The 22,324-nt window shown below is 47.4% G+C and carries 18 protein-coding genes; 4 read left to right on the top strand and 14 right to left on the bottom strand.

The genetic code is table 11. From position 1 onward, the window contains the following. Nucleotides 1-75: 75 nt before the first annotated feature. The 4 genes from ABD031_RS04195 to ABD031_RS04180 all read right to left on the bottom strand — a co-directional run bounded on the left by ABD031_RS04195 (nucleotide 76) and on the right by ABD031_RS04180 (nucleotide 5,173). Nucleotides 76-1,635: a hypothetical protein gene (locus ABD031_RS04195; RefSeq protein WP_343848701.1), complete on the bottom strand. Its 1,560-nt coding sequence runs from the start codon at nucleotides 1,633-1,635 to the stop codon at nucleotides 76-78. A 55-nt stretch (nucleotides 1,636-1,690) separates the two neighbouring features. Further along, complete coding sequence (locus ABD031_RS04190; protein WP_343848699.1) at nucleotides 1,691-2,866, bottom strand: alginate lyase family protein; 1,176 nt, start codon at nucleotides 2,864-2,866, stop codon at nucleotides 1,691-1,693. 98 nt (nucleotides 2,867-2,964) lie between these two features. Further along, complete coding sequence (locus ABD031_RS04185) at nucleotides 2,965-4,722, bottom strand: arylsulfatase (RefSeq protein ID WP_343848697.1); 1,758 nt, start codon at nucleotides 4,720-4,722, stop codon at nucleotides 2,965-2,967. Nucleotides 4,723-4,942: 220 nt separating this feature from the next. Continuing rightward, a complete protein-coding gene (locus tag ABD031_RS04180) occupies nucleotides 4,943-5,173 on the bottom strand; it encodes a hypothetical protein (RefSeq protein ID WP_343848695.1) in 231 nt (76 codons plus the stop codon). 524 nt (nucleotides 5,174-5,697) lie between these two features. Here ABD031_RS04180 and ABD031_RS04175 point away from each other — a divergent pair. Then, complete coding sequence (locus ABD031_RS04175; protein WP_343848693.1) at nucleotides 5,698-6,258, top strand: hypothetical protein; 561 nt, start codon at nucleotides 5,698-5,700, stop codon at nucleotides 6,256-6,258. Between the two features lie 249 nt (nucleotides 6,259-6,507). Here ABD031_RS04175 and ABD031_RS04170 read toward each other — a convergent pair whose 3' ends face one another. Continuing rightward, nucleotides 6,508-7,536, bottom strand: a complete 1,029-nt coding sequence (locus ABD031_RS04170; RefSeq protein ID WP_343848691.1) for a phenylalanine--tRNA ligase subunit alpha — start codon at nucleotides 7,534-7,536, stop codon at nucleotides 6,508-6,510. Nucleotides 7,537-7,719: 183 nt separating this feature from the next. On the opposite strand from ABD031_RS04170, the gene ABD031_RS04165 reads away from it, so the two are divergent. Next, nucleotides 7,720-8,280, top strand: a complete 561-nt coding sequence (locus ABD031_RS04165; RefSeq protein WP_343848689.1) for a fasciclin domain-containing protein — start codon at nucleotides 7,720-7,722, stop codon at nucleotides 8,278-8,280. 116 nt (nucleotides 8,281-8,396) lie between these two features. Here ABD031_RS04165 and ABD031_RS04160 read toward each other — a convergent pair whose 3' ends face one another. After that, on the bottom strand, nucleotides 8,397-11,270 hold the full coding sequence (locus ABD031_RS04160) for an outer membrane beta-barrel protein (protein WP_343848687.1): 2,874 nt from the start codon (nucleotides 11,268-11,270) through the stop codon (nucleotides 8,397-8,399). Between the two features lie 126 nt (nucleotides 11,271-11,396). Continuing rightward, nucleotides 11,397-11,732, bottom strand: a complete 336-nt coding sequence (gene ytxJ, locus ABD031_RS04155) for a bacillithiol system redox-active protein YtxJ (RefSeq protein ID WP_343848685.1) — start codon at nucleotides 11,730-11,732, stop codon at nucleotides 11,397-11,399. A 72-nt stretch (nucleotides 11,733-11,804) separates the two neighbouring features. On the opposite strand from ytxJ, the gene ABD031_RS04150 reads away from it, so the two are divergent. After that, the gene (locus tag ABD031_RS04150; protein ID WP_343848683.1) at nucleotides 11,805-13,196 is read left to right on the top strand and encodes a DUF4403 family protein; all 1,392 of its coding nucleotides are present in this window, start codon (nucleotides 11,805-11,807) and stop codon (nucleotides 13,194-13,196) included. Between the two features lie 24 nt (nucleotides 13,197-13,220). Here the strand turns inward: ABD031_RS04150 and ABD031_RS04145 are convergent, their stop codons facing one another. Both ABD031_RS04145 and ABD031_RS04140 read right to left on the bottom strand, forming a co-directional pair. After that, entirely contained in the window at nucleotides 13,221-13,898 is a 678-nt protein-coding gene (locus ABD031_RS04145; protein ID WP_343848681.1) for a 3'-5' exonuclease, read from the bottom strand. Continuing rightward, nucleotides 13,895-15,841, bottom strand: coding sequence for a DUF294 nucleotidyltransferase-like domain-containing protein (locus tag ABD031_RS04140; protein ID WP_343848679.1), 1,947 nt, complete (start codon nucleotides 15,839-15,841; stop codon nucleotides 13,895-13,897). Before ABD031_RS04140 ends, ABD031_RS04145 begins: the two co-directional genes overlap by 4 nt. A gap of 100 nt (nucleotides 15,842-15,941) precedes the next feature. Here ABD031_RS04140 and ABD031_RS04135 point away from each other — a divergent pair, with 100 nt between their 5' ends. After that, nucleotides 15,942-16,115, top strand: a complete 174-nt coding sequence (locus ABD031_RS04135) for a hypothetical protein (protein WP_343848677.1) — start codon at nucleotides 15,942-15,944, stop codon at nucleotides 16,113-16,115. 105 nt (nucleotides 16,116-16,220) lie between these two features. Here the strand turns inward: ABD031_RS04135 and acs are convergent, their stop codons facing one another. The 5 genes from acs to ABD031_RS04110 all read right to left on the bottom strand — a co-directional run bounded on the left by acs (nucleotide 16,221) and on the right by ABD031_RS04110 (nucleotide 22,252). Next, complete coding sequence (gene acs / locus ABD031_RS04130; protein ID WP_343848675.1) at nucleotides 16,221-18,113, bottom strand: acetate--CoA ligase; 1,893 nt, start codon at nucleotides 18,111-18,113, stop codon at nucleotides 16,221-16,223. Between the two features lie 33 nt (nucleotides 18,114-18,146). After that, nucleotides 18,147-19,832 (bottom strand): sodium:solute symporter family protein, encoded by a 1,686-nt coding sequence (locus ABD031_RS04125; RefSeq protein WP_343848673.1) that lies wholly within the window; start codon nucleotides 19,830-19,832, stop codon nucleotides 18,147-18,149. Between the two features lie 7 nt (nucleotides 19,833-19,839). After that, nucleotides 19,840-20,103 carry a DUF4212 domain-containing protein gene (locus ABD031_RS04120; protein WP_343848670.1) on the bottom strand — a complete coding sequence of 88 codons (264 nt, stop codon included), beginning with the start codon at nucleotides 20,101-20,103 and terminating at the stop codon, nucleotides 19,840-19,842. A 238-nt stretch (nucleotides 20,104-20,341) separates the two neighbouring features. Further along, on the bottom strand, nucleotides 20,342-21,094 hold the full coding sequence (locus tag ABD031_RS04115) for a ZIP family metal transporter (protein WP_343848669.1): 753 nt from the start codon (nucleotides 21,092-21,094) through the stop codon (nucleotides 20,342-20,344). Nucleotides 21,095-21,190: 96 nt separating this feature from the next. Beyond that, nucleotides 21,191-22,252: an FAD:protein FMN transferase gene (locus tag ABD031_RS04110; RefSeq protein ID WP_343848667.1), complete on the bottom strand. Its 1,062-nt coding sequence runs from the start codon at nucleotides 22,250-22,252 to the stop codon at nucleotides 21,191-21,193. Nucleotides 22,253-22,324: the final 72 nt, after the last annotated feature.

Here is a 22,324-nt window from a genome sequence, read left to right as displayed (position 1 = left end):
TTTCATAAGTTTGGGGTTTTGACTCATGCGCTTTTTCGGATATGGTTTGTGACAACACGGACCACATCCAACATTTTAAAACTTTTCAACCCTCACCTTTCTAAACATAAACTCATTGTCACTCATCCTCAATTCTTTCCCACTGGAAGTAGTCACATTCTTGAGGGTTACTTGTTTGGTCTTGAGATAGGGGAATTGCTCCTGATAGGAACCACTCAGATTTTCCGAATTGAAATTCCCAAAGATCGCTGGTCCTTGATAATCCGCTGGATGATTGGAGTCATCGATACGGAGGTTTTCGATCGTGATCTTTTCCGGCATGTAGCAGGCGTATCCGAAGTCATGCTGTCCAGAATTGTACCCATTGATCAGCGCCGCGCTCACAGGTTTGCCTCCCGAGGGCACGAACGTGCAATCACGAATGATCAGTTTCCCCTCCCAAGTGCTCCCGTAGTCGGAGCGAAGATTTACAATGCTCCTTCCTCTGATCTCAGAATTTTCCACCGTAAACGTCCCGCTTCCTATGGCATTGATTCCCATGTGTCCGAGGGTTGAATTGCGGATCGTGGCGTTGGCTACGCCCATGTGCGCATCAAATCGGGAAAAGGTGCAGCTATCGAAGAGCAAGTTTTTGCTATAGTTTGAGCCCATAATCCCCCAATAGGTAGGATCATCGATGTCGTTCGTTTGGCTGCAGTTGATAAAGGATACATTCAGCGCCCGATTCACTAACAAATCGTAAGTACCCATGGAGACTGGATCTCCGGCGCTGCCGATGGTTCGGTAGGTTTTGTGTCCGGTGAGAATCGTATTCTTCACCAATACATCGGTGCAATTGCTGATGTTGACAAATCCACTATAAGGTGCTCCATGATCTCCTTCGCCGGTGATGCGGTGCTCTAATCCGTCCAAGACAACATTCGAGCGCTGGATAGAAAGATTCCGTTGGTAATAGTTGTACTTCGAATCCTCCCGGTTGGCTATGGTAGTGAAAACTCCCCCTGTAATAGTCAGCGTCTTTTCGTCTATGGGGAGCGCCCGGGCATCTGTGATCTGGTCAAAATCCCAAATGATCGGCGCATTGGCATCCACATTCCCGTCTTTGTCCACAAGAAAAATATCCGTCTGAGCAGCTCCACTGTTTTGGTTTGGCCCAAAACGGATGTAATGTTTTACACTGGAATTGGTGACGGTGATCAGTGCAGGTTGGGGCAATTTGATGTCGACTTTCTTCTGATTCCTTTTGAGCGAGGTGATACCTTCCAGCTTGTGGGGCTCTTGATTCGATTTGACCAGGAAAACAGGAGCGTTGCGATTTTCCACGTCGGTGTCATCTATCGTGAAACAAGCCGTGCCAAAATCAGTGTCAGTTTGGATGATCGCCGTGCGCTCCTTTCCTCCAATGTAATAATTGCGAGCAGGGTCTGCTTTCACTTTCAATCCGTGTTCATTTGCGAAAGCATGAGCAGCAGTGATAGCCTCCATGTCATCTTTTTTTCCGTCGCCTTTGGCTCCAAAGTCGCTATAGCGGACGAGGCCGGAGGCTTTCATTTCCGCGGCATTTTCTGGAAAAGTCTGCGCTTGCGCCAGCACTGCACTAAAAGCCAGCAGAGGCAAAATGAACAGATATTTCATCAGGCGGTTGTTCTCAAAAGTCATGTAAAGCAATGTTGATTCTTGTTAATTGGTTTCATTCTTGTACGATCCAAAGCAGCGGAAATCTCACGGGCATATTACGGATGACTTCCGGCGTATCAAAGTTGGCTTCAAGCGTATTCCAAAGCTCCAAGTACTTTTCCCGCCCATAGGCCAAGCCTCCAAAAAGCAGGAAAGAATGCCTCACCGGCCATTTGTCCCAGTACATTACATCTTTTTGATAGGGCCAAGATTCCTTCTCGGCGACGAATGGGTAGAGAAAGGAAATACCCGATTTCAGTGATTTCCCATCAGGGGTTTCAAAGGCAAACAAACTCTCAGATTCCCCGGCGTAGACTTGGCAAAGCGTGGCCATGGCATCCAAGGTGAAGAGCGAATAACCATAAGGCTTGGTACGCTTGAGCTCTAGCGGAAAACTTCCGTCCGTTGCCATTTGATCGGGTAGAAGCACGGTTTTATACATTTCCCTGCAGTAGTCCAGCACCTCCTGGTTTCTGACAAGCTGCGCAAAAACTGCCGCCTGCATCGCCCAACATACGCTGTGATTGTTGCCGTGATCCCGCTCAGCGATTCCGTACGGATGCGTCGTCATCCAAGTCAGATACTCCGCAAACCAGTCTTTCATCTGCTTGATTTCAGAAGCGGGAATGACACCCGAGCCTTCCACCGCTTCAATCGCCTTGGCCACTTCCATGAGTTGGATCGTGTCGATGATGCCAATGCCGCGCCCGGTCACTCTGCCTTTGATGGCTTGGCCATAGAGTAGGTTCGGGTTCATCTTGGTATCCGCGTCGATAAACCAGGCTCGAAGATGGGGTGACAAAGATTTGACATAGTCGTCTTCTTTGGTCACCAAATACGCCGAAGCCAAAGCACCGGAAATCTGGCTAAACCGAATCATCGCCTCACGATGGGCAGTGAAATTATCAGGATTGGTCAGGCCATCTCGCTGGATATAGGGACCTTCCGGATTCCCCGGATCTGGCCACCAGTAATCTCCTTCGGAATAAAAGTAGTGAACGCCACCAGCACTCCGGGGGCTGGATTCTGCCGTAACGGTGATCGGCTTCAAAGCTTTGTATTCGTCCGCCAGCCTCACCACTCTGGCTTTTTCTTTTGCAAAATAGTCTGGAGCAAGACTCAAGGATTTCTCCTGAATAGAAAGAGTTAAGCTAAAAATGAAGAAGATGATAAATAAGCTTTTTGTCATTTTCGAAAGAACTTTAAACTAAAAGAATGCTGCTAAAGCGCAAATGTATTGCCGTCGAGAGCGGATTTTTCTAAGTAGACTCAGCTGTTTGAGGTAACTTACTTTTTCTCCATCCGTACCCAAAAAGGAAAATATCGCTTGCCTTCCACTATGTAAAAAGGGATTAAATCGCCCTTGCTTTGCTTTAGCGTCACCTCTTTCATCTCTAAGATATCGAACGGACTTGTAGCCTGATCCTGAACTACAAAAACCTGATTCCCCATTTCCATCGTCATTTTTCCATTTGGAGCCACAGGTTTGACAAACTTGAACTGGATGTCATAAACGCCGGGCTCGACGGCTACTCTCCAATAGCCATACACATCCTCTTGATTCCAAATCCCCCGCTCACCCGAGGCGTCGTTGCGGTTAAGGAAAACTGGATTTTCGGCGGCATTACCGATTTGGATCAGTGGGGGATGCACCAGATTTTCCTCTTGGATCAACTCTGAATAGACCGCGTCCAGCTCAGTTTTCAATTCGCGCGCTTTGGCGGTCTGAGCGTTGGCCAAGTTGTGCTGCTCATAAGGATCGTTACTCAGGTCGTAAAGCTCGAAACTATCCACACCTGAATTATAGTTGGTATTTCCCACAAGTTTCCAGCCGCCTCTTTGGATCGAAATGTTCTCATAAAGCTCTGGGTATTTCCTCGTCCAATAGGAAAAATAGCTTCGATCCGCCGATTTCGCATCCAGTTTTTTTATCGCGGGTAGCATGCTATGGCCGTCTATTTTTCTGTCACTGGGCAATGCAAATCCACATAATTCTGCCAATGTTGGCAGAACATCCATATGAGCAGCCAGGCCAGCGACGTCTCGATTTCCCTCAAAACCATCTGGATAGCGAATGAAAAATGGTGCGCGCACGCCTCCCTGCCACACGTTGCCCTTTAGGCCTTTCAGCCCCATCACATACCGCTGCTGCTGCGGGCCATTGTCGGTCATGAAGATCACGATGGTATTGTCTTTGATTCCGAGTTCGGCGAGTTTGGAGAAAAGCTTTTCTAAGTTGTCATCGATATTCTCCATCATCGCATAGACTTTTCGGGCGTCTTCTTTATCCTTTTCCGACATGGGATAAAACGGTTTTTCGTCCATCCCAAAGCCGGCTGAAGGGTCGATGTCCTTGTATTTTTGATAGTATTCCTCAGGCACCTGCAAGGGCGTATGAGGAGCATTGAAAGCGAGATAGGTGAAAAACGGCCTGTCTTTGTTTTTTTCAATGAATCGAATCGCCTCGCTGGCGAATATATCCGAACAATATCCCTGGTAGCTCTCTTGCTCATTATTGTGCCACAGCACGGGATCAAAATAGCTCCGATCTCCCTGATAATAGGTCGTGAAATCGCCCACCTGTCCCATACCCCCCGATAGATGAATCAGCGACTCATCAAATCCCTGGTCGCTCGGCCTCATGGGATAGTTATCTCCCAAATGCCATTTCCCAAAGATCCCGGTCACATAGTTATGAGCTTTCAAAAGCTCAGCGATAGTAAGTTCGCTACCCGCCATCATCGCACCTCCGTTGTATGTGTCGCGGACACCCGTGCGCAAGGCGTAGCGGCCGGTCATCAAACTCGCCCGTGTCGGCGCACAAACTGGCGACACATAAAAGTCCGTGAGTCGCACACTTTCTGCCGCAAAAGCATCAATCGCCGGAGTTTGGACATGAGGATTGCCATGCACACCTAGGTCTCCATACCCTTGATCGTCGGTGATAATCAGGATCACATTGGGAGCTTTGGGCCTTTGCTGTGCAAAAGAGAAAGTGCAGGGAGCGTAGAAAAAGATGAGAAAGGTGAAAAGTCTGGATTTCATCATTGGAAGCTTGGGGGATGTGATTATCCTAAAAATAAACTTTAAAGCTAAAACTGTTGTCCTGCGGTTCAAAGTACACCAGCAAATCTTCACTTTTTCAATAGGGTAGAAATCCACGACTCATGCAACAAGGAATCGCCCCCCGTAAGAAATGAAATTCTTATAATTAGACGTTGAGATTTGCAATGTAGTAGTTTTCTACCTATATTGGAATGTTAGTTCAATTTCTTTTTAGTTGATCCAACTGTACATCTTGCCGATGGAAATCAAAGATCTTTTGGTTGTAAAATCGACTTGCATAATCGAGATCATATTTTCCCGGGCAGTTTCTTCTCAATGGACCGGTAGATGGATTTCTCCAGCATAGGACTCGCCAACTCAAATGGTAGGCCATGGAGCTGAGGCTCGTATTGGTCGCAAGCCGCTCTACGTATAGGTAAAAGTGCTGCATATAGCAAAAAGGTTAAAATCCTAAACATCTTTCTAAAGACTGTTTTTTCAAGCAAACCTCTGGCAGCTTTAGAAAAGCTTTAAGTCTTTACCGGTATGCAACTTTTCAAGATTTATTCCCGTTTCTACTTTCGTTTGATCGAAATGACGCCCATTAAAAGCCAAAACGATTGAGCAACTCAAATCCGTTCAGGTTCTGTTAACGGGCAATTGTAGCGCGGCATTCTATTTGCGTGTTCAAAAAGCTAAAAACATTCGTTGATAATTAAGGATTTATAGTTATAGAGCTTTCCATATGGAAATTTAGATTTATGTCGCTACTTTCGCCCAAATTCAAGAATTACTAGGATTTTAATTCCGTTGCAACTACCACATAATATGATTAGGAGTTTTATCGTTGTTGTTTTTACCCTTTGTCTCTGCCAAACGCTGTGGGCTCAGGGGAATCATCTGACTTTTGGTATTGGCCCTTCCATGATTTACGGAGACAATTCCGGAGAATACCGAGATTTCAAGTTTAAGGTTTTGCCCGCAATCAGCTTCTCAATCAACAAACAAATAAATGAAAATATCGCCTTAAGAGGTTCTCTCGGAGCTCAGATGATTGATAGCGGGGATTATGATCTTTCCTATCAAAAAAAGCTTATCAAATGGGGAGACCAGGATCAGGCATTCAAATATAAAGGAACGAGTTATTTCGCTGATGCGATGCCAATATTCATGACCAATCCAAATGAAATGGGAATGCTGATGTCAACATTTCAATTCTATGCAGGCTTGGGATTAGGGATTATGTTTGTCGATAGGGAGCAGGATGTTCTAAAAAACGGCATTCTGGAAGATGGAGTATTGATCGAAGGTGATATTGTCACATCCAAAGAAACGAACCTTCTTCCCTATATCCCTACAAGAATCGGTCTAAGCACGAATTCAGGAGGCGATTGGGATCTTGGGCTGGAATTTGTTTTAATCACCACCTTGAATTCAAAAATGGATGGAAACACCATCAAAGACAAAACATTATCTCCTGATATGGCTGGACAAATTCTATTCACTGTTAAGCGCTATTTTGGTAAGGCCTGGTAACTCGGTTATTTCGCTCATATGCTCCAATAGTTTCACATAATATGTTGTAAAACTAGGATGCCTTTTTCGAAAGCTTATAGAAACTTCTCTTCGTTTTAGCCAACAGATGCGTTATTAATTCAAGGTTATAAGCTTGTACATTACTTTCATAAGGTCTAAGACTTCAGTTAAATAGTTCCAAGCTTTAATGAAGCCCTAAATTAGCTTATTCCCTTATAGAAAAGGCTGACCCTAAAGCCAGCCCCAGTGCTATAACATCGGCCTAAACTGCCTCAAAAACCTCACGTCATTTTCCGTAAACAAACGCAGGTCCTTAATCTGATATTTCAGCATCGCAATGCGCTCGATGCCCATTCCGAAGGCGAAGCCGGTATATTTTTTGGAGTCGATGCCACAGTTTTCCAAGACGTTTGGATCGACCATCCCCGAACCACCGATCTCTACCCAGCCGCTGCCTTTGCAGACGTTACAACCTTTACCACCGCAAATCAAGCAGGAGATGTCTATTTCCGCACTTGGCTCGGTGAATGGGAAATAGGAAGGACGAAAACGCACTTTGGTCACTTTGCCAAACATCTCCTTGGCGAAGTGGTAAAGTGTATTTTTCAAGTCCGCGAAACCCACGTTCTCATCTACATATAAGCCCTCTACCTGATGAAAGATACAGTGCGCACGAGCTGAAATCGCTTCGTTTCTGTAAACCCTTCCCGGTGAAAGTGTGCGAATCGGCGGTTTTTGATTTTCCATCACTCGCACCTGCACCGATGAAGTGTGGGTTCTCAGCGCTATGTCGGGATTTTTTTCAATAAAGAAAGTATCCTGCATCTCCCGTGCCGGATGGTTTTCCGGAAAGTTCAGCGCAGTGAAGTTATGCCAGTCGTCTTCGATCTCTGGTCCTTCGGATAGGTTGAAGCCGATCCGCTCAAATATCTCAATGATGCGCTGGCGGGTGGCGGTCAGCGGATGAATCCCTCCCAAAGGGTAGTTAGAAGGGGGCAAAGTCAGGTCGATGTCAGCTGATTTGGACTTCTTGTTAGCCAAGTTGACCTTCTCAATCAGCTCCTGAAACTTCCCTTCCGCCAATTGCTTGACACCGTTGATGACTTGACCGTATGCTTTTTTCTCCTCGTTCGGGATCCTCCCCATCTCTGCGAACAGCTCGCCGACCACGCTCTTTTTGGAGATATACTCCATACGGTAAGCTTCCAGTTCATCTGGAGTATTTGCATCGGCAGCAGCAATGGCGGTTTTGATCGCCTCGATTCTTTCCTGACTCATGACTTGATTTTGATCAAGCTGCAAAGCTAAGGATTTTGGGCTTTTTTGGGCAAAGTCGTCAGCGAAGTCATCCGCTCAATTTTAAAACGCTCAAACTTTTTTTCAAGCTCACTCAATCCAATACAAAATATCTCCTCGTAAGTGCAGTCATATCAAAATCGAATTTTCTAAACAACCAAAACCATGAACAATCTATTAAAAGCGGCTTTCGCAGCCTTCGTATTTCTCTCAGCTAATCTTGCCTACGGGCAAATGGAAAAAACCGTCGAAGTGGGCGGTGCTCCCATGTATCCTTCTAAAAACATCGTGGAAAATGCGGTCAACTCCTCTGATCACACTACGCTTGTCGCCGCGGTGAAAGCCGCTGGTTTGGTCGAAACTTTACAGGGGAAAGGTCCGTTCACGGTCTTCGCTCCCGACAATGCCGCTTTTACTAAACTTCCAGCCGGAACGGTTGAGACACTTTTGAAGCCCGAAAACAAAGGCCAGTTGACCTCTGTTTTGACCTATCATGTGGTGTCGGGCAAGATGGGCTCCAAAGAAATCGCCGCTGCGATCAAGAAAGGTGACGGCAAGGCAACTCTCACCACGGTGCAGGGAGGAACTCTGACTGCCTGGATGAAAGGAAAAGACCTCTACCTCACGGACGAAAACGGAGGCCAATCCAAAGTGACCATCGCAGATGTATGGCAGTCCAACGGCGTAATTCACTCTGTGGATACCGTGGTGCTCCCTAAGATGTAATTTGGAACAGCACCTATAAAAAAAAACCGACTGGATGATTTCAGTCGGTTTTCTGCTTTTACAAGCCACTCAAATCTTACACCGATAACCATCGGGAAAAATTCTTAAACTGGATTTTACCAGGTTCTTCCGCCTCCTGGTCTGCCTTGCCAGGGGCGATCCGGCTGTGCCTCTGGTTGCTTGAAGTTGCCTAGGATATAGGTAAAGGTGAGCATGCCATACCGGGTCAAGACATTGGTGAAAACATCGGTCACTGATACGTCGGAGACAGTGCGGCTGATGCTGTTGTTCTGATTGAGTAGGTCAAAAATGACCATTTTCAGTTCTGCCTTGTTGTTTTTCGCGAAGCGATAGCCGCCTTCGATATTCCATAGCCAGAAGTTTTGGTCAAAGCCCTCAGAAAGTCCACTATATAGCGTATGTGCAAGGTTGTTTCCTACAAATACTTTCCCGTTTTGTGAAGAGAGGTAGAGTCTGATGTTCGATTCCTGCTGGTAATAGTTGTTGTCCAAGTCCTCCTGTAAACTGGAATTGACAATATTGTATGTGCCTGTAGTCTGGATCGAGAAGTCTACATTCTTGCTGATGTTGGAGCTTAACGTCAGGCCTTGACCAAGCGCAAGGTTGTCGTTGATGTTATTGTCTCCATTGATTATTCCTGGGGTACGATTGTAGCTGATCCGGGTGTTGGTATTGAATTGGGTCTTGATTTTCTTGATCGGTGCGCCATAGGATAGGAAAAAGCTTGATCTCCAGTTACCATCCAAGTTGATCGGCTGGGAGATTTGACCTCCTGAACGCAGCAGAATTTCATCGTTGATCAACGTGTCTTTGGCGGTGATAAAGGTGTTGTTCCCAATGTAATTGTTGGTCGCTGAATAGTTCAAAAACATGAACAGCGTCCGTGATTTCTCCATGTTCACTTTGCTGATATTCGCAAAGATGTTATGATTGAAGCTCTGAGCAAGGTTGGGGTTACCCACACTCATGTTCAGTGGGTTTTGATTGTTTACCACATTCTGGAGCTCGGTCACGCTTGGCTCATCCGTGTCGGTACGGTATCTGAATCTCCAACTGAAGCCGGTTTCACGGTTTCGAAAATTCAAGCTGGCACTTGGGAGAACATTGTTGAAGGTTTTCTTAAAAACTCCCTCTGTGGGAAAGAATGCCTCATTGTCCAGAGTCGCGTATTGATAATCCAGGTTCAGGTTGGCGCTAAAGCCGCCAGAGTTGTATGCATATCCGGTGCGCAGTCTTTGGGTGATGAATTTGTTGTCAAACTCATTGGAAAGTGCGGTGTCCAAAACCGGTCTTCGCTCAGCATCCAAGATGTAGGTTTTTTGGTCAGCGATGGTTTTATTGTTGCTGATCTGGTAGCCCACGGTACCAATCGATTTTTCTCCCAAAGGCTCAGTCAAGGTAGCATTGATACGATAGTTCAAACCGTCATTCAAAGCATCTGTCTCCTGCAGCGTGGTATCTATCAGGTTCCGATTGAAATCACGACTCGCGGCAAGCAGGTCAGAGTTTTGATCGCGATTGCTCCATACGGTATAAATATCCGTGGAGAAGGTTCTCCCTCTTTTATCAAACTTATAGCGATAGGTCAGGTTATTTGCGATGTTGTAGGCCTTTGTTTCCGCATTGGTGATGGATCTCAGAGCGGACAGCGAATCTCCCGTACTTGCCGAAGTCAAGGCATCTCGGTCGCTAAAAGTCTCATTGGTCTGAAAGGACAGGTTTGGGGTCAGAATGATGGAATTTTTCTCATTCAGATCCGCTTCAATTCTCGCATTCGCCCGGTGGTTGTAATTATCCACGGTGTTGATCAGACTTTCTTGATAGTATTGTCTCAGGTCTTCGTTGACGACTGTCTCTCGGTTGGTTGTTTGCTGTAATGTACTAGTCGAATTGTTGAAAAAATAGCTGCCGGAGAAGTTGACTTTCTTTCCCCACTTGTCGGAATAGTTCAATCCCAGCGCGTTGGTGGTCACAATTCCCCCTGAGTTGCCGACGTAGAAATCGTTGTTGCCACCGCCCCATTGGCCACCCCCGCCACCGCTGCGTCCCCCGCCCCGTTGGCCTCCGCCGGAGGAGTTAGCCGTTACACCGGCGAGGTCTTGGCTCGAAAAGTTTTGCTGGTTAATGTTATTGAAAAGACCAAGCACAGAAATTCGCTGATCCTCTTTGAACATGTTGACGCTACCCCCTGCGGAATACCGATCGTCCGTTCCGTAGCCGCCATAGGCTCTGCCAAACGACCCATTTTTGCGGTCCTCCCGCAGGATGATATTGATCGTTTTGGTATAGTTGCCGTCATCAAAACCCGTCAACCGGCTTTGATCTGAGCGCTGATCCAATACTTCAACCCGGTCGATAGCGTCTGCCGGCAGATTTCTCAGCGCAATATTGGGGTCACTTCCAAAAAACTCCCGGCCATCCACCAGAATTTTCTGAACGTTTTCGCCTTGCGCCTGGAGCTGCCCGCCTTGCATGGTTATCCCCGGCATCTTTCTGATGAGATCCTCTGCTTGAGCATTGGTTTGAGTCTTGAAGGCACTTGCATTGTAGGAAGTCGTGTCACCTCTTTGCTCGCCCACCGGGATCTGCCCTTCGATGACCACCTCACCCAGAACTTTGGCATCTTCCAGCAATAAGAGCTCCCCCAGCTCCACAGGATCTCTGAAGCTATGAATCTTTGTGATGGTCTTATAGCCCAAGAATGAAATCTCCAGCTTCACCTGCGGAATAGCAGGTCGGACAATTTCAAATTCTCCATTTGGGCCGGTCACGGTGCCCCGGAGTAGGGAATCATTCACTGTTTTGATCAGGATATTGGCACCGATCATTGGCAATTTAGACACCCCGTCTGTGACTGTCCCGGTGAATTTTCGTTCGGGACGGTCACCGTTTCCAGGACGTTGCCCAAAGGCAGAACCTCCCAAAAGGAGGCCGCAAATCAGGACGACAAAAAGGTAGATTTTTTTCATAGCGATGCAAAGTTCGAACCTTTGATCGATAGAAAACGCCTTTGGTTTAATCCCTAATCCCTATAAAATTAGAATGGAAATTAACAGGGATAAATGGTCTAAAAATCTTTTAGAAACCAAACTGCTCTAAACCTGTCCCATAATCTCCGGATAAGAGATCCCAAAGTGACTGTTATCATATACCGCCTTACCATTTCGAAGGATTATTACTTGAGGCGATTCGTGTGCAACACCAAATTCGATTTCGACCTGCTCCGATAAACTTCTGTAGGCAATCAAATCTAAAAAAAACGGCACAAGCTTCTCTCCATCTTCGGTTTTCCAATTGCGCAGCAGCCTGTCCAGCGTCATGCTACTGACCGAGCAACGGGTACTGTGCTTGAAGATGAGTACAGGCTTGCTATTACTCAATTCCTTAATTTCTTTGATTTGGACCGATTCGGTCAGTTTTTTCCAGTTCATAGTAGTGAATGCTTACTTTTGGGGCAATTGTTGCAAGATAAAATTGGTTCCGTTCCACCCCCAATTTCCGCTATGAAAATACCCAACTACCGCCAATTTGTTTTCTTGAGTTTTCTTATTATTTGTGGTACCAGTGCCTGCAAAAGCTTGAACCCTACCGCAAGTTTGCCACTACCTCAGATTCCAGTTGCCTATTCGACTGTTAATGTACCGGTCGAAATTCCGATTCAGACTTTAGAAAACATGGTCAACCAACGCGTACCACCCACCTTGTTTTCAGAAAAGGGACTGGAGATGGGAAATGGCATTATCGGCGACCTCGATTTTACCAGAAATGGAATGATCCAAGTCGAAGCGCTCGACGAGGATCGCATGCAACTCACCATTCCTATCCAAGTCAAAGGAGAAGTTGGCCTCAAGCCGGGTGGACTCCGAAATCTTTTTCAATCCAAGATTCCGATCAACCAAGCTTTTGAACCGGTTGTGATACTCAATCCCGGGATTAATTCCAATTGGGCCTTGGGAATTTCGGAATTTGAAGTGATGGATTTGGGAGGAAAAATGAACCTGAATGTCCTTGGTATGGAGCTCGACCTGAGCGAGATGATCCGCAATGAAATCCAGAAATTCGCAACAAAAAACCTGACGTCAACCACCGATTTGGTCAGACTTAAACCAGTCGTGGATCAGGCTTGGAACCAAGTCGGGCAGCCCGTATATGTGGAATTTGAGGGAAAAAAGATGGCCTTTTCGATCCAGCCAGATTCCGTTAAGCTTTCAGAAAACCTCACACCCGGCGAAAGCTACAATCTCAATCTGGGCCTGGCAGGAAAGGTCAATACCCACCCGGTGGATGCGGCTCCCAGCCGAGCTTTCCCCCTCCCTAAACTGACTGAAAACCACAGCCCACACAACCTCCTTGAAATCCTAATCCCCCTCCGGCTGAGCTACCAAGAGATTGATCAGCTACTGACGGAAAACTTTGGTGGACAAACCGTCCGAGTCAATAAGACCACTTTTTTCCGGCCGGGAAACTTCAAATCCCAAGCCTACGGTGAAAAGTTGGGAATATGGATGGATTTCCATGCGGAGCAAAGCGGAGGAAATGTGATCGACGGCAGACTGTTTTTGGTCGGGTTACCTGTATTCGATCCTGAAGAAAAGCTACTGATATTCGACCAGGTGAACTTTGATCTGAAAAGCGACAGCAACAAAGCAAAAATGGCTGCCTCTCTCAAAAAGGGAAAGATCATCCGCCAACTCAACCAAAAACTGCGGTTCCCCATGGGGGAAGTAATGGAGGAGAGCCTAGGCGGAATCCGTGAGCGATTGGCGCTGCAGACACCCTATGCAGACCTTCACGTCGTTGACTTGGAAATTTTCCCCGATGGCTTTTATCCGGCAGCCTCAGGATTGGAAATTCAGTTGAAGGCCACGGGTAAAGTCGAGATCGATTGGAAGTAGCGTTTCTTCCAGTACAGAGGACCGCTAATAATTCCTTGTCAAATCCTTAAAGTTACGAATGCCCTTTAGGTCACATTTTTTCAGCAACTTCAAAAACAGCTGAGCAGTCAAAAAAGCGTCGCCAGCGGCGGTATGTCGGTCGTCTGTTTTTATTCCATAGCGAGAGCAAAGGGCATCCAAGCTGTAAGATTCTGTATTAATCCCGTTACGATCCGCCTGCGGGCCGAGCTCTAAGCGGATCGCCAGATTGAACGTGTCCAAGACTGGGTTTGGAAGTCGATCAATGCCAAAGGGTTTGAGATGTTTTTCCAAAAGTGCAAGATCAAAGCCCAAATGATGTCCCACTAAGATGGAATTACCTAGAAACGGGAGAAGTTTTTTCAGAAATTCCTCCATGGAAATCTCGTCGGGAATCCCTACCAACCCATGAATAGGAGCTGTCTTCCCTCCGGAATTCTTCGACTGCGGATACCATTCCACGGAAGTGTGAACTTGAATCTTCGCCTCGGAGACTTTCACTCCACCAAAAGACAAGATCGAATCACTACCGGGATTCAGACCGGTTGTCTCGGTGTCAATGATGGTGAAATTGAGCTGATCGACGGCTCGGATGCCAGGAATCGACTCATTGTTGATCTCCAAAAACTCCCGGACGAAATCCGCCTGCTCGATCTTTGGCTTCCAAATCTTCCACCAACTCATCGTCTGAAGTAATCTAGCTGAAATCGGATATTGACGATTTCCTGAAGTTCAGAGATGGGAGAAAAGGCATTTTTCAGGAGTTGGCGCTGGATTTTTCCCAGAGACTTAGGCTGGATAAATCGTCCGTTGTTCCGGTTTTGCAGGCCCTCCAACGCACGCATCCGCATCAGTATTTCGTAGGCTTTTCCGGCTTGGGAGAAAAGCTCCGCATTGCCCGGCTCCAGCTCAGAAAGCTTTTCAAACCGCTTGAACGTATTGTTGATCCCTACGATCCGGTGACTTAAGACCAGCAGTCGGGCCAAGTCCGTCAGTGGAAGCATCGCTCTGGATTTTATGTCAAACTGATCGCGATTCTCTCCAGATTTTTCCACCACAAAGTCTTTGAAAAAGCCGAGCGGAGGCGGATTTTTCAAAGCATTTTGAGCCAGGAAATTCAAAAAAATCTGTTTTTCAGCAATGGCCTGATAGATATGCTCAGTTAGCTCTTCCGATAGCTTTTTGTTTCCGGCCACGGCGCGAAAGTCAAAAAAGATCGACACCTTCAAAAGTGCTTCAGGACTGGGGTGAAGAATCCACTCGGAAAAGTAGTTTTTCCAAACGCTCAGCGGCTGAACCCATTCGGGATTGCTGGCCATGATCTTACCAGGGCATGCGTCGAACCCACATGCCAAAAGCACTTCCACGATCCCCTCTCCTAGTTTTTGAAAGTATTCAGCCGCTTTTGCCTGAAGTTTTTCGGGCACATCCTGATAAAGGATAGCATTATCCAGATCCGTTCGGAGCAGTTGCTCCTCTCGTCCTTCACTTCCCATGGAAAGGAAGCAAAACCGGACTTTCTCCATCTCCGGATAATCGGGATTGAGGTGTTTTTTTGAAATCTCCAAGGCTTGGCTGATGATGACATCATTGATCTCAGTCATCACTGAGGCGACAAAATCCATCGAGATCTCATTGTCGAGGTAATAGCGAAGCATCTGCTCCGCCCGATCCCGGATGACCCGCATATCTGCCAGCTCCAGGGAATTCATCAATCCATGGATCAAGACCGCGGGACTGTTGCCCATGGACAGGAAAACGTCATGATCGGAGATAATCCCCGCCACCGGGCTTTGCGCGCTTCCGTCTAGCGTCAGCACCAGATGGTGAAGTCTATGCCGGATCATGGTCAGGTAGATGTGAGAGAACCCATCTTGTTTTTTGCGGGTAATTACCGGACTGGTCATGACGGCCCAGACGGGATTTTTTGTGGATATTCCGGGAGCCAAGACCCGACTGCGCAGGTCCTTGTCTGTCAGAATCCCTTGCGGAAAATCATTTTGGTCACAGACGACAATACTGCTCACCTGTGTGTCCGCCATCAGTTTGGCCGCGTGCTGGATCGTGGTATCCGGGCTGCATTTCAGGACTTTTTCTGAGAAATTAACTTCGGACTGATCCGAAAAAATCAAGAGTGAATGATCACCAGAGGCGTTTTTGAATTCGCCCCTTGCTTTTTGACTCTGGGAAAGGTCTTGCCGGACGACAACCTGCCCCGCGGCAAATCCTGCAGCAAAAAAGAGTGCCACGCGGCTGTTCTCTTCAAGGACTTTTTCGAAAAACGAAACCGGTATAGCATAAATCAGGCAGTTTTCGACTATCCTCGAAGTCAGGACGTAGGGTCTTTTGCCAAGCAAAGCCAAGACGCCGAAGACATCGCCTTCGTCGCAAACCTCGCGGATTTCCTCCCCGTATTGCGTGTCCTCCAACAGATTGATCGTTCCTTCTTTCAGGATAAAAAAGTGAGGCCTCGCAGGCTCTCCTTTCCGAAAAAGCGTCTCACCCTTTTCCAGATACTGAATCTCCACCGCTGTAGCCACCAGCTCAAGGTCTCTTTTCTCCAAAAAAGAAAATGGAGGAAACCTCTTCAAAAATTCAGCGACCCGGTTAACGATTACATTGCTCATAGTCAGCTAGTCGACACTAGGCTAAGATGGAAAACATGCCAAATTGGCCTGTTTTAAAACGGTGTATTATTTGCACCGTTTACTACTCAAGGTATTGCAAATGAAAAGACAATTCAAACTGCTAAGACCCCTTCGCCGTCTACTTTGGGCATTGATCGTAGCCTTTATGGTAGGGGTTCATAATTTTTACAAACAGGAAATGGACTCGCCGGACTCCATCGTCAACTCAATCGAGATCGACGATCAGGACGAAGATTCCGCACCTAAATACTAATTAAAGCGCCAAGAGCCAGACTTAACTGGCTCTTATTTCTATACAAGAATGTCACGCTAGAAAACATCGATCAACTCGGAATTTCTTTAGTCTATCCTTCGAGTTTTATTTTCTCCCAGCAATAATCTTCTCCACCACTTCCGGATCCAGCAGCGTGCTGGTGTCACCCATTCCGTCGAGATTTCCTTCGGCTACTTTTCTTAAAATACGACGCATGATCTTGCCTGAGCGGGTTTTTGGCAAGCCCGGTACGATCTGAATTTTATCCGGCTTCGCAATCGGGCCTATGATCTTGGAGACGGTATCCTTAATCTCGGTGATCAGGTTGTCCTCGGTTCTGTTGGTCAGGTCGCAGATCACATAGGCGTAGATGCCCTGACCTTTCACCTCGTGTGGATAGCCGACGACTGCGGATTCGATGACTTTTGGATGCTCATTGATGGCATTTTCCACTTCGGCGGTGCCCATTCTGTGTCCGGAGACATTAATGACGTCATCCACTCGGCCTAGGATTCTGTAGTAGCCGTCATGGTCACGCTTCACGCCATCTCCGGTGAAGTACATGTTTTTGTAGGTGGAAAAGTAAGTCTGTTGGCATCGCTCGTGATCTCCGTAGGTCGTCCGTATCATGGACGGCCATGGGAATTTGATGCAGAGGTTGCCTTCGACGGAATTGCCGGTGAGCTCGTTGCCTTCTGAGTCGACGATGCAAAGCTGGATTCCCGGTAGTGGCAGGGTAGCATAGGCTGGCTTGGTCGGCGTGATTCCTGCAAGTGGCGAAATCATGATTCCGCCGGTCTCAGTCTGCCACCAAGTGTCGACGATAGGACAGCGCCCCTGGCCTATGTGGGTGTGGTACCAGTGCCAGGCTTCCTCGTTGATCGGTTCGCCAACAGAGCCAAGTACCTTCAGTGAGCTCAGGTCTTTTCCCTGAATCGGGTCGGTGCCGTAAGCCTGCAGTGCGCGAATTGCCGTTGGTGCGGTGTAGAATACGTTGACTTTGTGCTTTTCGACCACCTCCCAAAACCGGCCTGGATCCGGATAGGTCGGTACTCCTTCAAACATCAGTGTAGTCGCCCCGGCCAAAAGCGGCCCGTACACGATATAGGAGTGTCCGGTAATCCATCCCACGTCGGCGGTACACCAGTATACATCGCCAGGTGAATATTGGAACACATTATCGAAGGAATATTTGGTATAGACCATATAGCCGCCAGTCGTGTGTACTACTCCTTTTGGCTTGCCAGTGGAGCCGGAAGTATAGAGGATAAACAGCATGTCTTCGCTGTCCATCTCCTCAGCCTGATTGACCTCAGACTCGCCTTCGATGACATCATGCCACCAAAAGTCCCTTCCTTCGACCATTTTGGTTTCCTGGCCGGTTCTGCGATAGACGATCACTGTTTCAACAGAAGATTTTTCCAAAGCCTCATCAACCACAGATTTGACCCCGATCTTTTTGCTTCCACGATAGTTGCCGTCGGAAGTCAGAATGGCTTTTGCTCCGCAGTCGACCACTCGATCTGCAAGCGAAGAGCTAGAGAATCCGGCAAAAACGACGGAATGAATTGCTCCAATTCTTGCACAGGCCAGCATTGCGATCGCCGCTTCAGGCACCATGGGCATGTAAATAATGACTCGGTCGCCTTTTCCGATTCCTTTGCTTTTCAGCGCATTTGCAAATCGACAAACTTCAACAAAAAGCTCGCGGTAGGTCAGTGTACGAGCGGATTCTCCCGGCTCATTGGGTTCCCAGACGATTGCAGGACGGTCGCCTATGGTATAGAGATGTCTTTCAAAAATATTCTCGGTGATATTGAGTTTTGCGTTGACAAACCATTTTACGTCTGGCTTTTCGAAATTCCATTTCAGGACACTCGACCAGCGCTTTCTCCAGTGAAAAGAATCCGCAATTCTCGCCCAAAACTCTTCAGGCTGGGCGACACTTTTCTGGTATTCGTAAAGGTACCCGCTGAGGGTATGTAATCGATCACTCATTGTACTAGTGGTTATAATGGGGTAATGATAATTTCAATGATCCTGGGCTGCTCCGGCTCCTTTTGGGATTCGGATATTCTGGATCAGATCCTGCACGTCTTGCGGCGGGGCAGGAGTAAATTTAGAAACGACAAAGCAGACTACGAAATTGAGAGCCATTCCCACCGATCCGATTCCTTCCGGCGACACCCCAAACCACCAATGGTCAGGCGTATTGATCACTGGATTGACAAACTTGAAATAAACGATGTAGCCGATCGTAAAGACCAGACCCGTGACCATCCCGGCGATGGCCCCTTCTTTGTTGATCCGGGTGGAGAAAATCCCTAGGATAATCACTGGAAAGAAGGACGCGGCGGCCAATCCAAAGGCAAAGGCGACGACTTCGGCCACAAATCCGGGAGGATTTACTCCAAAATATCCAGCGAATATCACTGCGCCCGCTGCGGCAAAACGTGCTATTCGGAGTTCTGTTTTCTCAGAAATCTCTGGATTGAAAGTCTTGACCAAATCTCTTGAAACTGACGTGGAGATCACTAAAAGTAAGCCGGCAGCGGTAGAAAGCGCCGCCGCCATGGCTCCGGCAGCAATAAGGCCGACCACCCAATTGGGCAGATTGGCGATCTCTGGACCGGCCAAAACCATGATGTCTTTGTCGATAGTAAGCTCGTTCCTCGCTGGATCGGCTACATATTGAATCTTGCCATCGCCGTTTTTGTCATCGACGGCGATGAGGTTTGTTTTTTGCCAGTTTTGCACCCAGTTGGGCAACTCGGAGATGTTCTTTTCCGAAGTGGAATTGATTGCATTGTAAATCCCAAAAGCAGCCACTGCCGGAGCTGTGGTATACAGGATAGCGATGAAGAACAAGGCATAGCCTGCAGAAAGACGGGCGTCTTTCACTCTAGGCACCGTGAAAAATCGAACGATCACGTGAGGTAATCCAGCCGTCCCGACCATCAGCGCCAGCGTGATCGCGAGCATGTCTCCCATGCCTTTTCTCCCCGAGGTATATTCTGCAAAACCTAGATCAGCGAGCACTCCATCCAACTTTGCAAGAAGCGGTGTACCATCGGCTACCTCTCCTCCAAGGCCAAGCTGAGGCACAGGATTCCCTGTCAACTGCATGGAAATGAAGATGGCGGGAACCATATAGGCGAAGATTAGTACGCAAAACTGCGCGACTTGCGTGTAAGTGATGCCTTTCATCCCACCCAAAACAGCGTAGAAAAAGACGATGCACATCCCGATGACAACGCCCCATTCGATGGGAATCTCCAAGTAGCGGGAGAAAACGATCCCTACGCCCCGCATCTGTCCCGCTACATAGGTGAAGGAGATAAAAAGCGCACAAATCACGGCAACGACTCGGGCTTTGTTGGAGTAATACCTGTCGCCAACAAAATCAGGCACCGTGAATTTTCCAAACTTTCTGAGGTAAGGTGCCAGTAACAGCGCCAACAAAACATATCCTCCTGTCCAGCCCATCAAATAAACGGAGCCGTCGTAACCGGAAAAAGAAATCAAACCCGCCATGGAGATGAACGATGCCGCCGACATCCAGTCCGCTGCAGTTGCCATGCCATTTGCCAAGGGGGAAACTCCACCGCCGGCCACATAGAATTCTTGGGTCGATCCGGCACGTGTCCAGATGGCGATCCCAATGTACAGGATGAAGGAAAGTCCAACAAGTAAATAAGTCCAAGTAAGTATATCCATCGTCGGCCTAGTCCTCGTTTACGTCAAATTCGCGATCCAAAAAGTTCATTCGGATCACATAGATGAAGATCAGAAGGACGAAAGAATAAATCGAGCCTTGCTGCGCAAACCAAAAACCAAGCGGATATCCGCCGAAATGAAACTGGTTAAGCGGCTCGACCAAGATGATCCCAAATCCAAAGGAGACGATGAACCAAACAAAAAGCAAAATCAGGAGCGTGCGTAAATTCTTCTTCCAGTAGGCAGACATTTTGTTTGGTTTTTCTGACATACATTCTTAGGGTTGAGCGGTATAAAAACAAATGGAATGACGGTAATAATGCCAGTTTTAGCATATAAATTTCCGCTATTCAAATCAAAAATGAAATACTTGATTCTGGAAACAGAATCCAAGTCCTTTCCCAAGAAAAGCCAATTATTTTATAAACTTCCTGATGTTTCGTGAAAAAAACCAGACTCAATTGTGGATTACCGGGAAGAATCTCTCAGGCTTTGAAAGCGGAAGTGATCTAGACAAAATATTCCGAAGCCATTGCGAGTGCGGCAGCGAGGAAGGTGACGATGAGCTTGTTCAGCTGAAACTTGTGATGAGGACTGCTTTCGAAAAAGATCGTCGTAGAAATGTGCAAAAAGCCACCCGTCACCAGGCCATAGAGTAGCCCGATTCCTTCATTCGAAAGCATTCCTTGATTGATCAAAAATGCACTTGAAAACATGCCTAAGGGTGATGCTAAAGCGAAAATGGTTAATAAAATGATCGTCCATTTTTTGCTCAGAGCGGAAGATAGTACTGCCGCAAGTGCAAAGGCTGCAGGACCTTTGTGCATGATAATCCCAAGCAGGACGGAGTTGTCGCTGTGAGTGTGTCCAGACAGGAGCGACTCCTTAGGCATTGCGGTCCCGTGAGACAACAAGGTCCCTTCTAAAAATGCGTGGATAAACAGTCCCAGCATAAGCGTAATCACCCCTTTGGGGGTCTCCGAATGATGCTTGTGAATGTGTCCGTGCTCGATCCCCGACGACCAAAATTCCAGCAACTGCTGCAAAAGAAATCCGATCAGGATATAAAGACCCATTCGGGAATTGCTGTAGCCGGAATTGAACAGCTCCGGGATGATGTGCAAAATGGTGATGGAGAAAAGGTAGGAACCGGCAAAAACCAAGGCCAGCTTAAAAAATCGATCCTTGAACGCTGGAGCAAAAAACACCAGTGAGCCCGAAATCATCGCAGTAAGAAAAAGAAACAGAAAATTTATACCCATGGCTAGAGGTTGGCTTTTGTCAATAGATCGACAATGCAGTTCAGGTGACAACCGCTGCAAAGGTAAGAAAATTCAATAATGTTGCATTTAGCTAGATTATTTCATTGGAAAAGATAACACGGAGCTCAACTCAGGGCTAATATATTGAGTCAGTTTCCCGCCTTTTTCGTTGTAAATCAGCAGCATTCCAAGATCGGTACGAGCGGAGTCAATGCGGAGCGCCTCTTGCCAACCCATGACCATCAACGCATCTGAAAGCGCGTCGGTCGTCTTGGCATCGGGACCGATGACCGTGACTCCGAGCAGTCCGTGACTGACGGGAAAGCCGGATCTTGGATCGAGAGTGTAAGAGAGCTTGAGCGAATCTTTGGTGTAGAATTGCTCGAAATTTCCGGCGGTGGACACGGCCTTGTCCTGGAGCGCGATCACGCCCTCAGCCTTTGCTCCCATGCTGTCTGCAAGGTAGTACACACCGATCTTCCACAGCTCATCCCGCTCATTTGTTCCTTTCGCCAGGTTTTCTCCTCCGATCTGCACGAGATAATTTTTAATCCCCTTTCCTTCGAGAAATGCTCCGATTAAGTCTATCGCGTACCCTTTTGTAGATTTCGTAAAATCCAGGACGATGCCACTGGTCATCTTTCGGATAAGGGTATCTGTCAGGTTTATTTTTTTCAATCCCACATACGAAAGAATCGAGCGGATATCGGTGCTGTCGAGCAACCGAGCACCGGAAGGAGAAAAAGTCCAGACATTTTCAAGTGGTTTTTGAGTTGGATCTAACGCGCCGTTGCTGAGGTCATACATGCGATTGGCTTCGGTGAGGACGCTGCGCAAAGTAGCTGACGGGGAAACCAGCGTATCTCGGAGATTCAACCGATTGATTTCGGAGGTCGGCTCTGAGGTAGAAATGCTCAGGTTAAAAGCAGTGAGCAGCGAATCAATCGAGGGTTTAAAAATACGGTTGTCTTGATCCAAATAGGTAATTCGATACTCCGTACCGAGGGTATTGCCGAAAAAGGAAACTTTCCCGGGTTGGGAAATTTCCTGTTGCATTACGCCCGAACTCCCCTCACGTGTACGCCAGGCATACACGAGCAAAACCAAGGCAAAAAGTACGAGCGAATAAATGATGTTTTTCCGGGCGTTGGGATTCATGGAGTGCGAAATTTGAGGCGAATTTAGGCCATTTTTTGTCAGGGAGGACAAAATGAGCAAGTTCTCCGCAAC

Origin of the sequence: Algoriphagus jejuensis (assembly GCF_039523455.1) — a bacterium.
Classification (GTDB): Bacteria; Bacteroidota; Bacteroidia; order Cytophagales; family Cyclobacteriaceae; genus Algoriphagus; species Algoriphagus jejuensis.
This window is presented reverse-complemented; position numbering and strand designations above follow the sequence as displayed.

What these genes read in the sequence shown, in the direction of transcription:
- ABD031_RS04195 (WP_343848701.1), bottom strand. Translation starts at nt 1,635, where the DNA reads ATGAAATATCTGTTCATTTTGCCTCTGCTGGCTTTTAGTGCAGTGCTG.
- ABD031_RS04190 (WP_343848699.1), bottom strand. Translation starts at nt 2,866, where the DNA reads ATGACAAAAAGCTTATTTATCATCTTCTTCATTTTTAGCTTAACTCTT.
- ABD031_RS04185 (WP_343848697.1), bottom strand. Translation starts at nt 4,722, where the DNA reads ATGAAATCCAGACTTTTCACCTTTCTCATCTTTTTCTACGCTCCCTGC.
- ABD031_RS04180 (WP_343848695.1), bottom strand. Translation starts at nt 5,173, where the DNA reads ATGCAGCACTTTTACCTATACGTAGAGCGGCTTGCGACCAATACGAGC.
- ABD031_RS04170 (WP_343848691.1), bottom strand. Translation starts at nt 7,536, where the DNA reads ATGAGTCAGGAAAGAATCGAGGCGATCAAAACCGCCATTGCTGCTGCC.
- ABD031_RS04165 (WP_343848689.1), top strand. Translation starts at nt 7,720, where the DNA reads ATGAACAATCTATTAAAAGCGGCTTTCGCAGCCTTCGTATTTCTCTCA.
- ABD031_RS04160 (WP_343848687.1), bottom strand. Translation starts at nt 11,270, where the DNA reads ATGAAAAAAATCTACCTTTTTGTCGTCCTGATTTGCGGCCTCCTTTTG.
- ytxJ (WP_343848685.1), bottom strand. Translation starts at nt 11,732, where the DNA reads ATGAACTGGAAAAAACTGACCGAATCGGTCCAAATCAAAGAAATTAAG.
- ABD031_RS04150 (WP_343848683.1), top strand. Translation starts at nt 11,805, where the DNA reads ATGAAAATACCCAACTACCGCCAATTTGTTTTCTTGAGTTTTCTTATT.
- ABD031_RS04145 (WP_343848681.1), bottom strand. Translation starts at nt 13,898, where the DNA reads ATGAGTTGGTGGAAGATTTGGAAGCCAAAGATCGAGCAGGCGGATTTC.
- ABD031_RS04140 (WP_343848679.1), bottom strand. Translation starts at nt 15,841, where the DNA reads ATGAGCAATGTAATCGTTAACCGGGTCGCTGAATTTTTGAAGAGGTTT.
- ABD031_RS04135 (WP_343848677.1), top strand. Translation starts at nt 15,942, where the DNA reads ATGAAAAGACAATTCAAACTGCTAAGACCCCTTCGCCGTCTACTTTGG.
- acs (WP_343848675.1), bottom strand. Translation starts at nt 18,113, where the DNA reads ATGAGTGATCGATTACATACCCTCAGCGGGTACCTTTACGAATACCAG.
- ABD031_RS04125 (WP_343848673.1), bottom strand. Translation starts at nt 19,832, where the DNA reads ATGGATATACTTACTTGGACTTATTTACTTGTTGGACTTTCCTTCATC.
- ABD031_RS04120 (WP_343848670.1), bottom strand. Translation starts at nt 20,103, where the DNA reads ATGTCAGAAAAACCAAACAAAATGTCTGCCTACTGGAAGAAGAATTTA.
- ABD031_RS04115 (WP_343848669.1), bottom strand. Translation starts at nt 21,094, where the DNA reads ATGGGTATAAATTTTCTGTTTCTTTTTCTTACTGCGATGATTTCGGGC.
- ABD031_RS04110 (WP_343848667.1), bottom strand. Translation starts at nt 22,252, where the DNA reads ATGAATCCCAACGCCCGGAAAAACATCATTTATTCGCTCGTACTTTTT.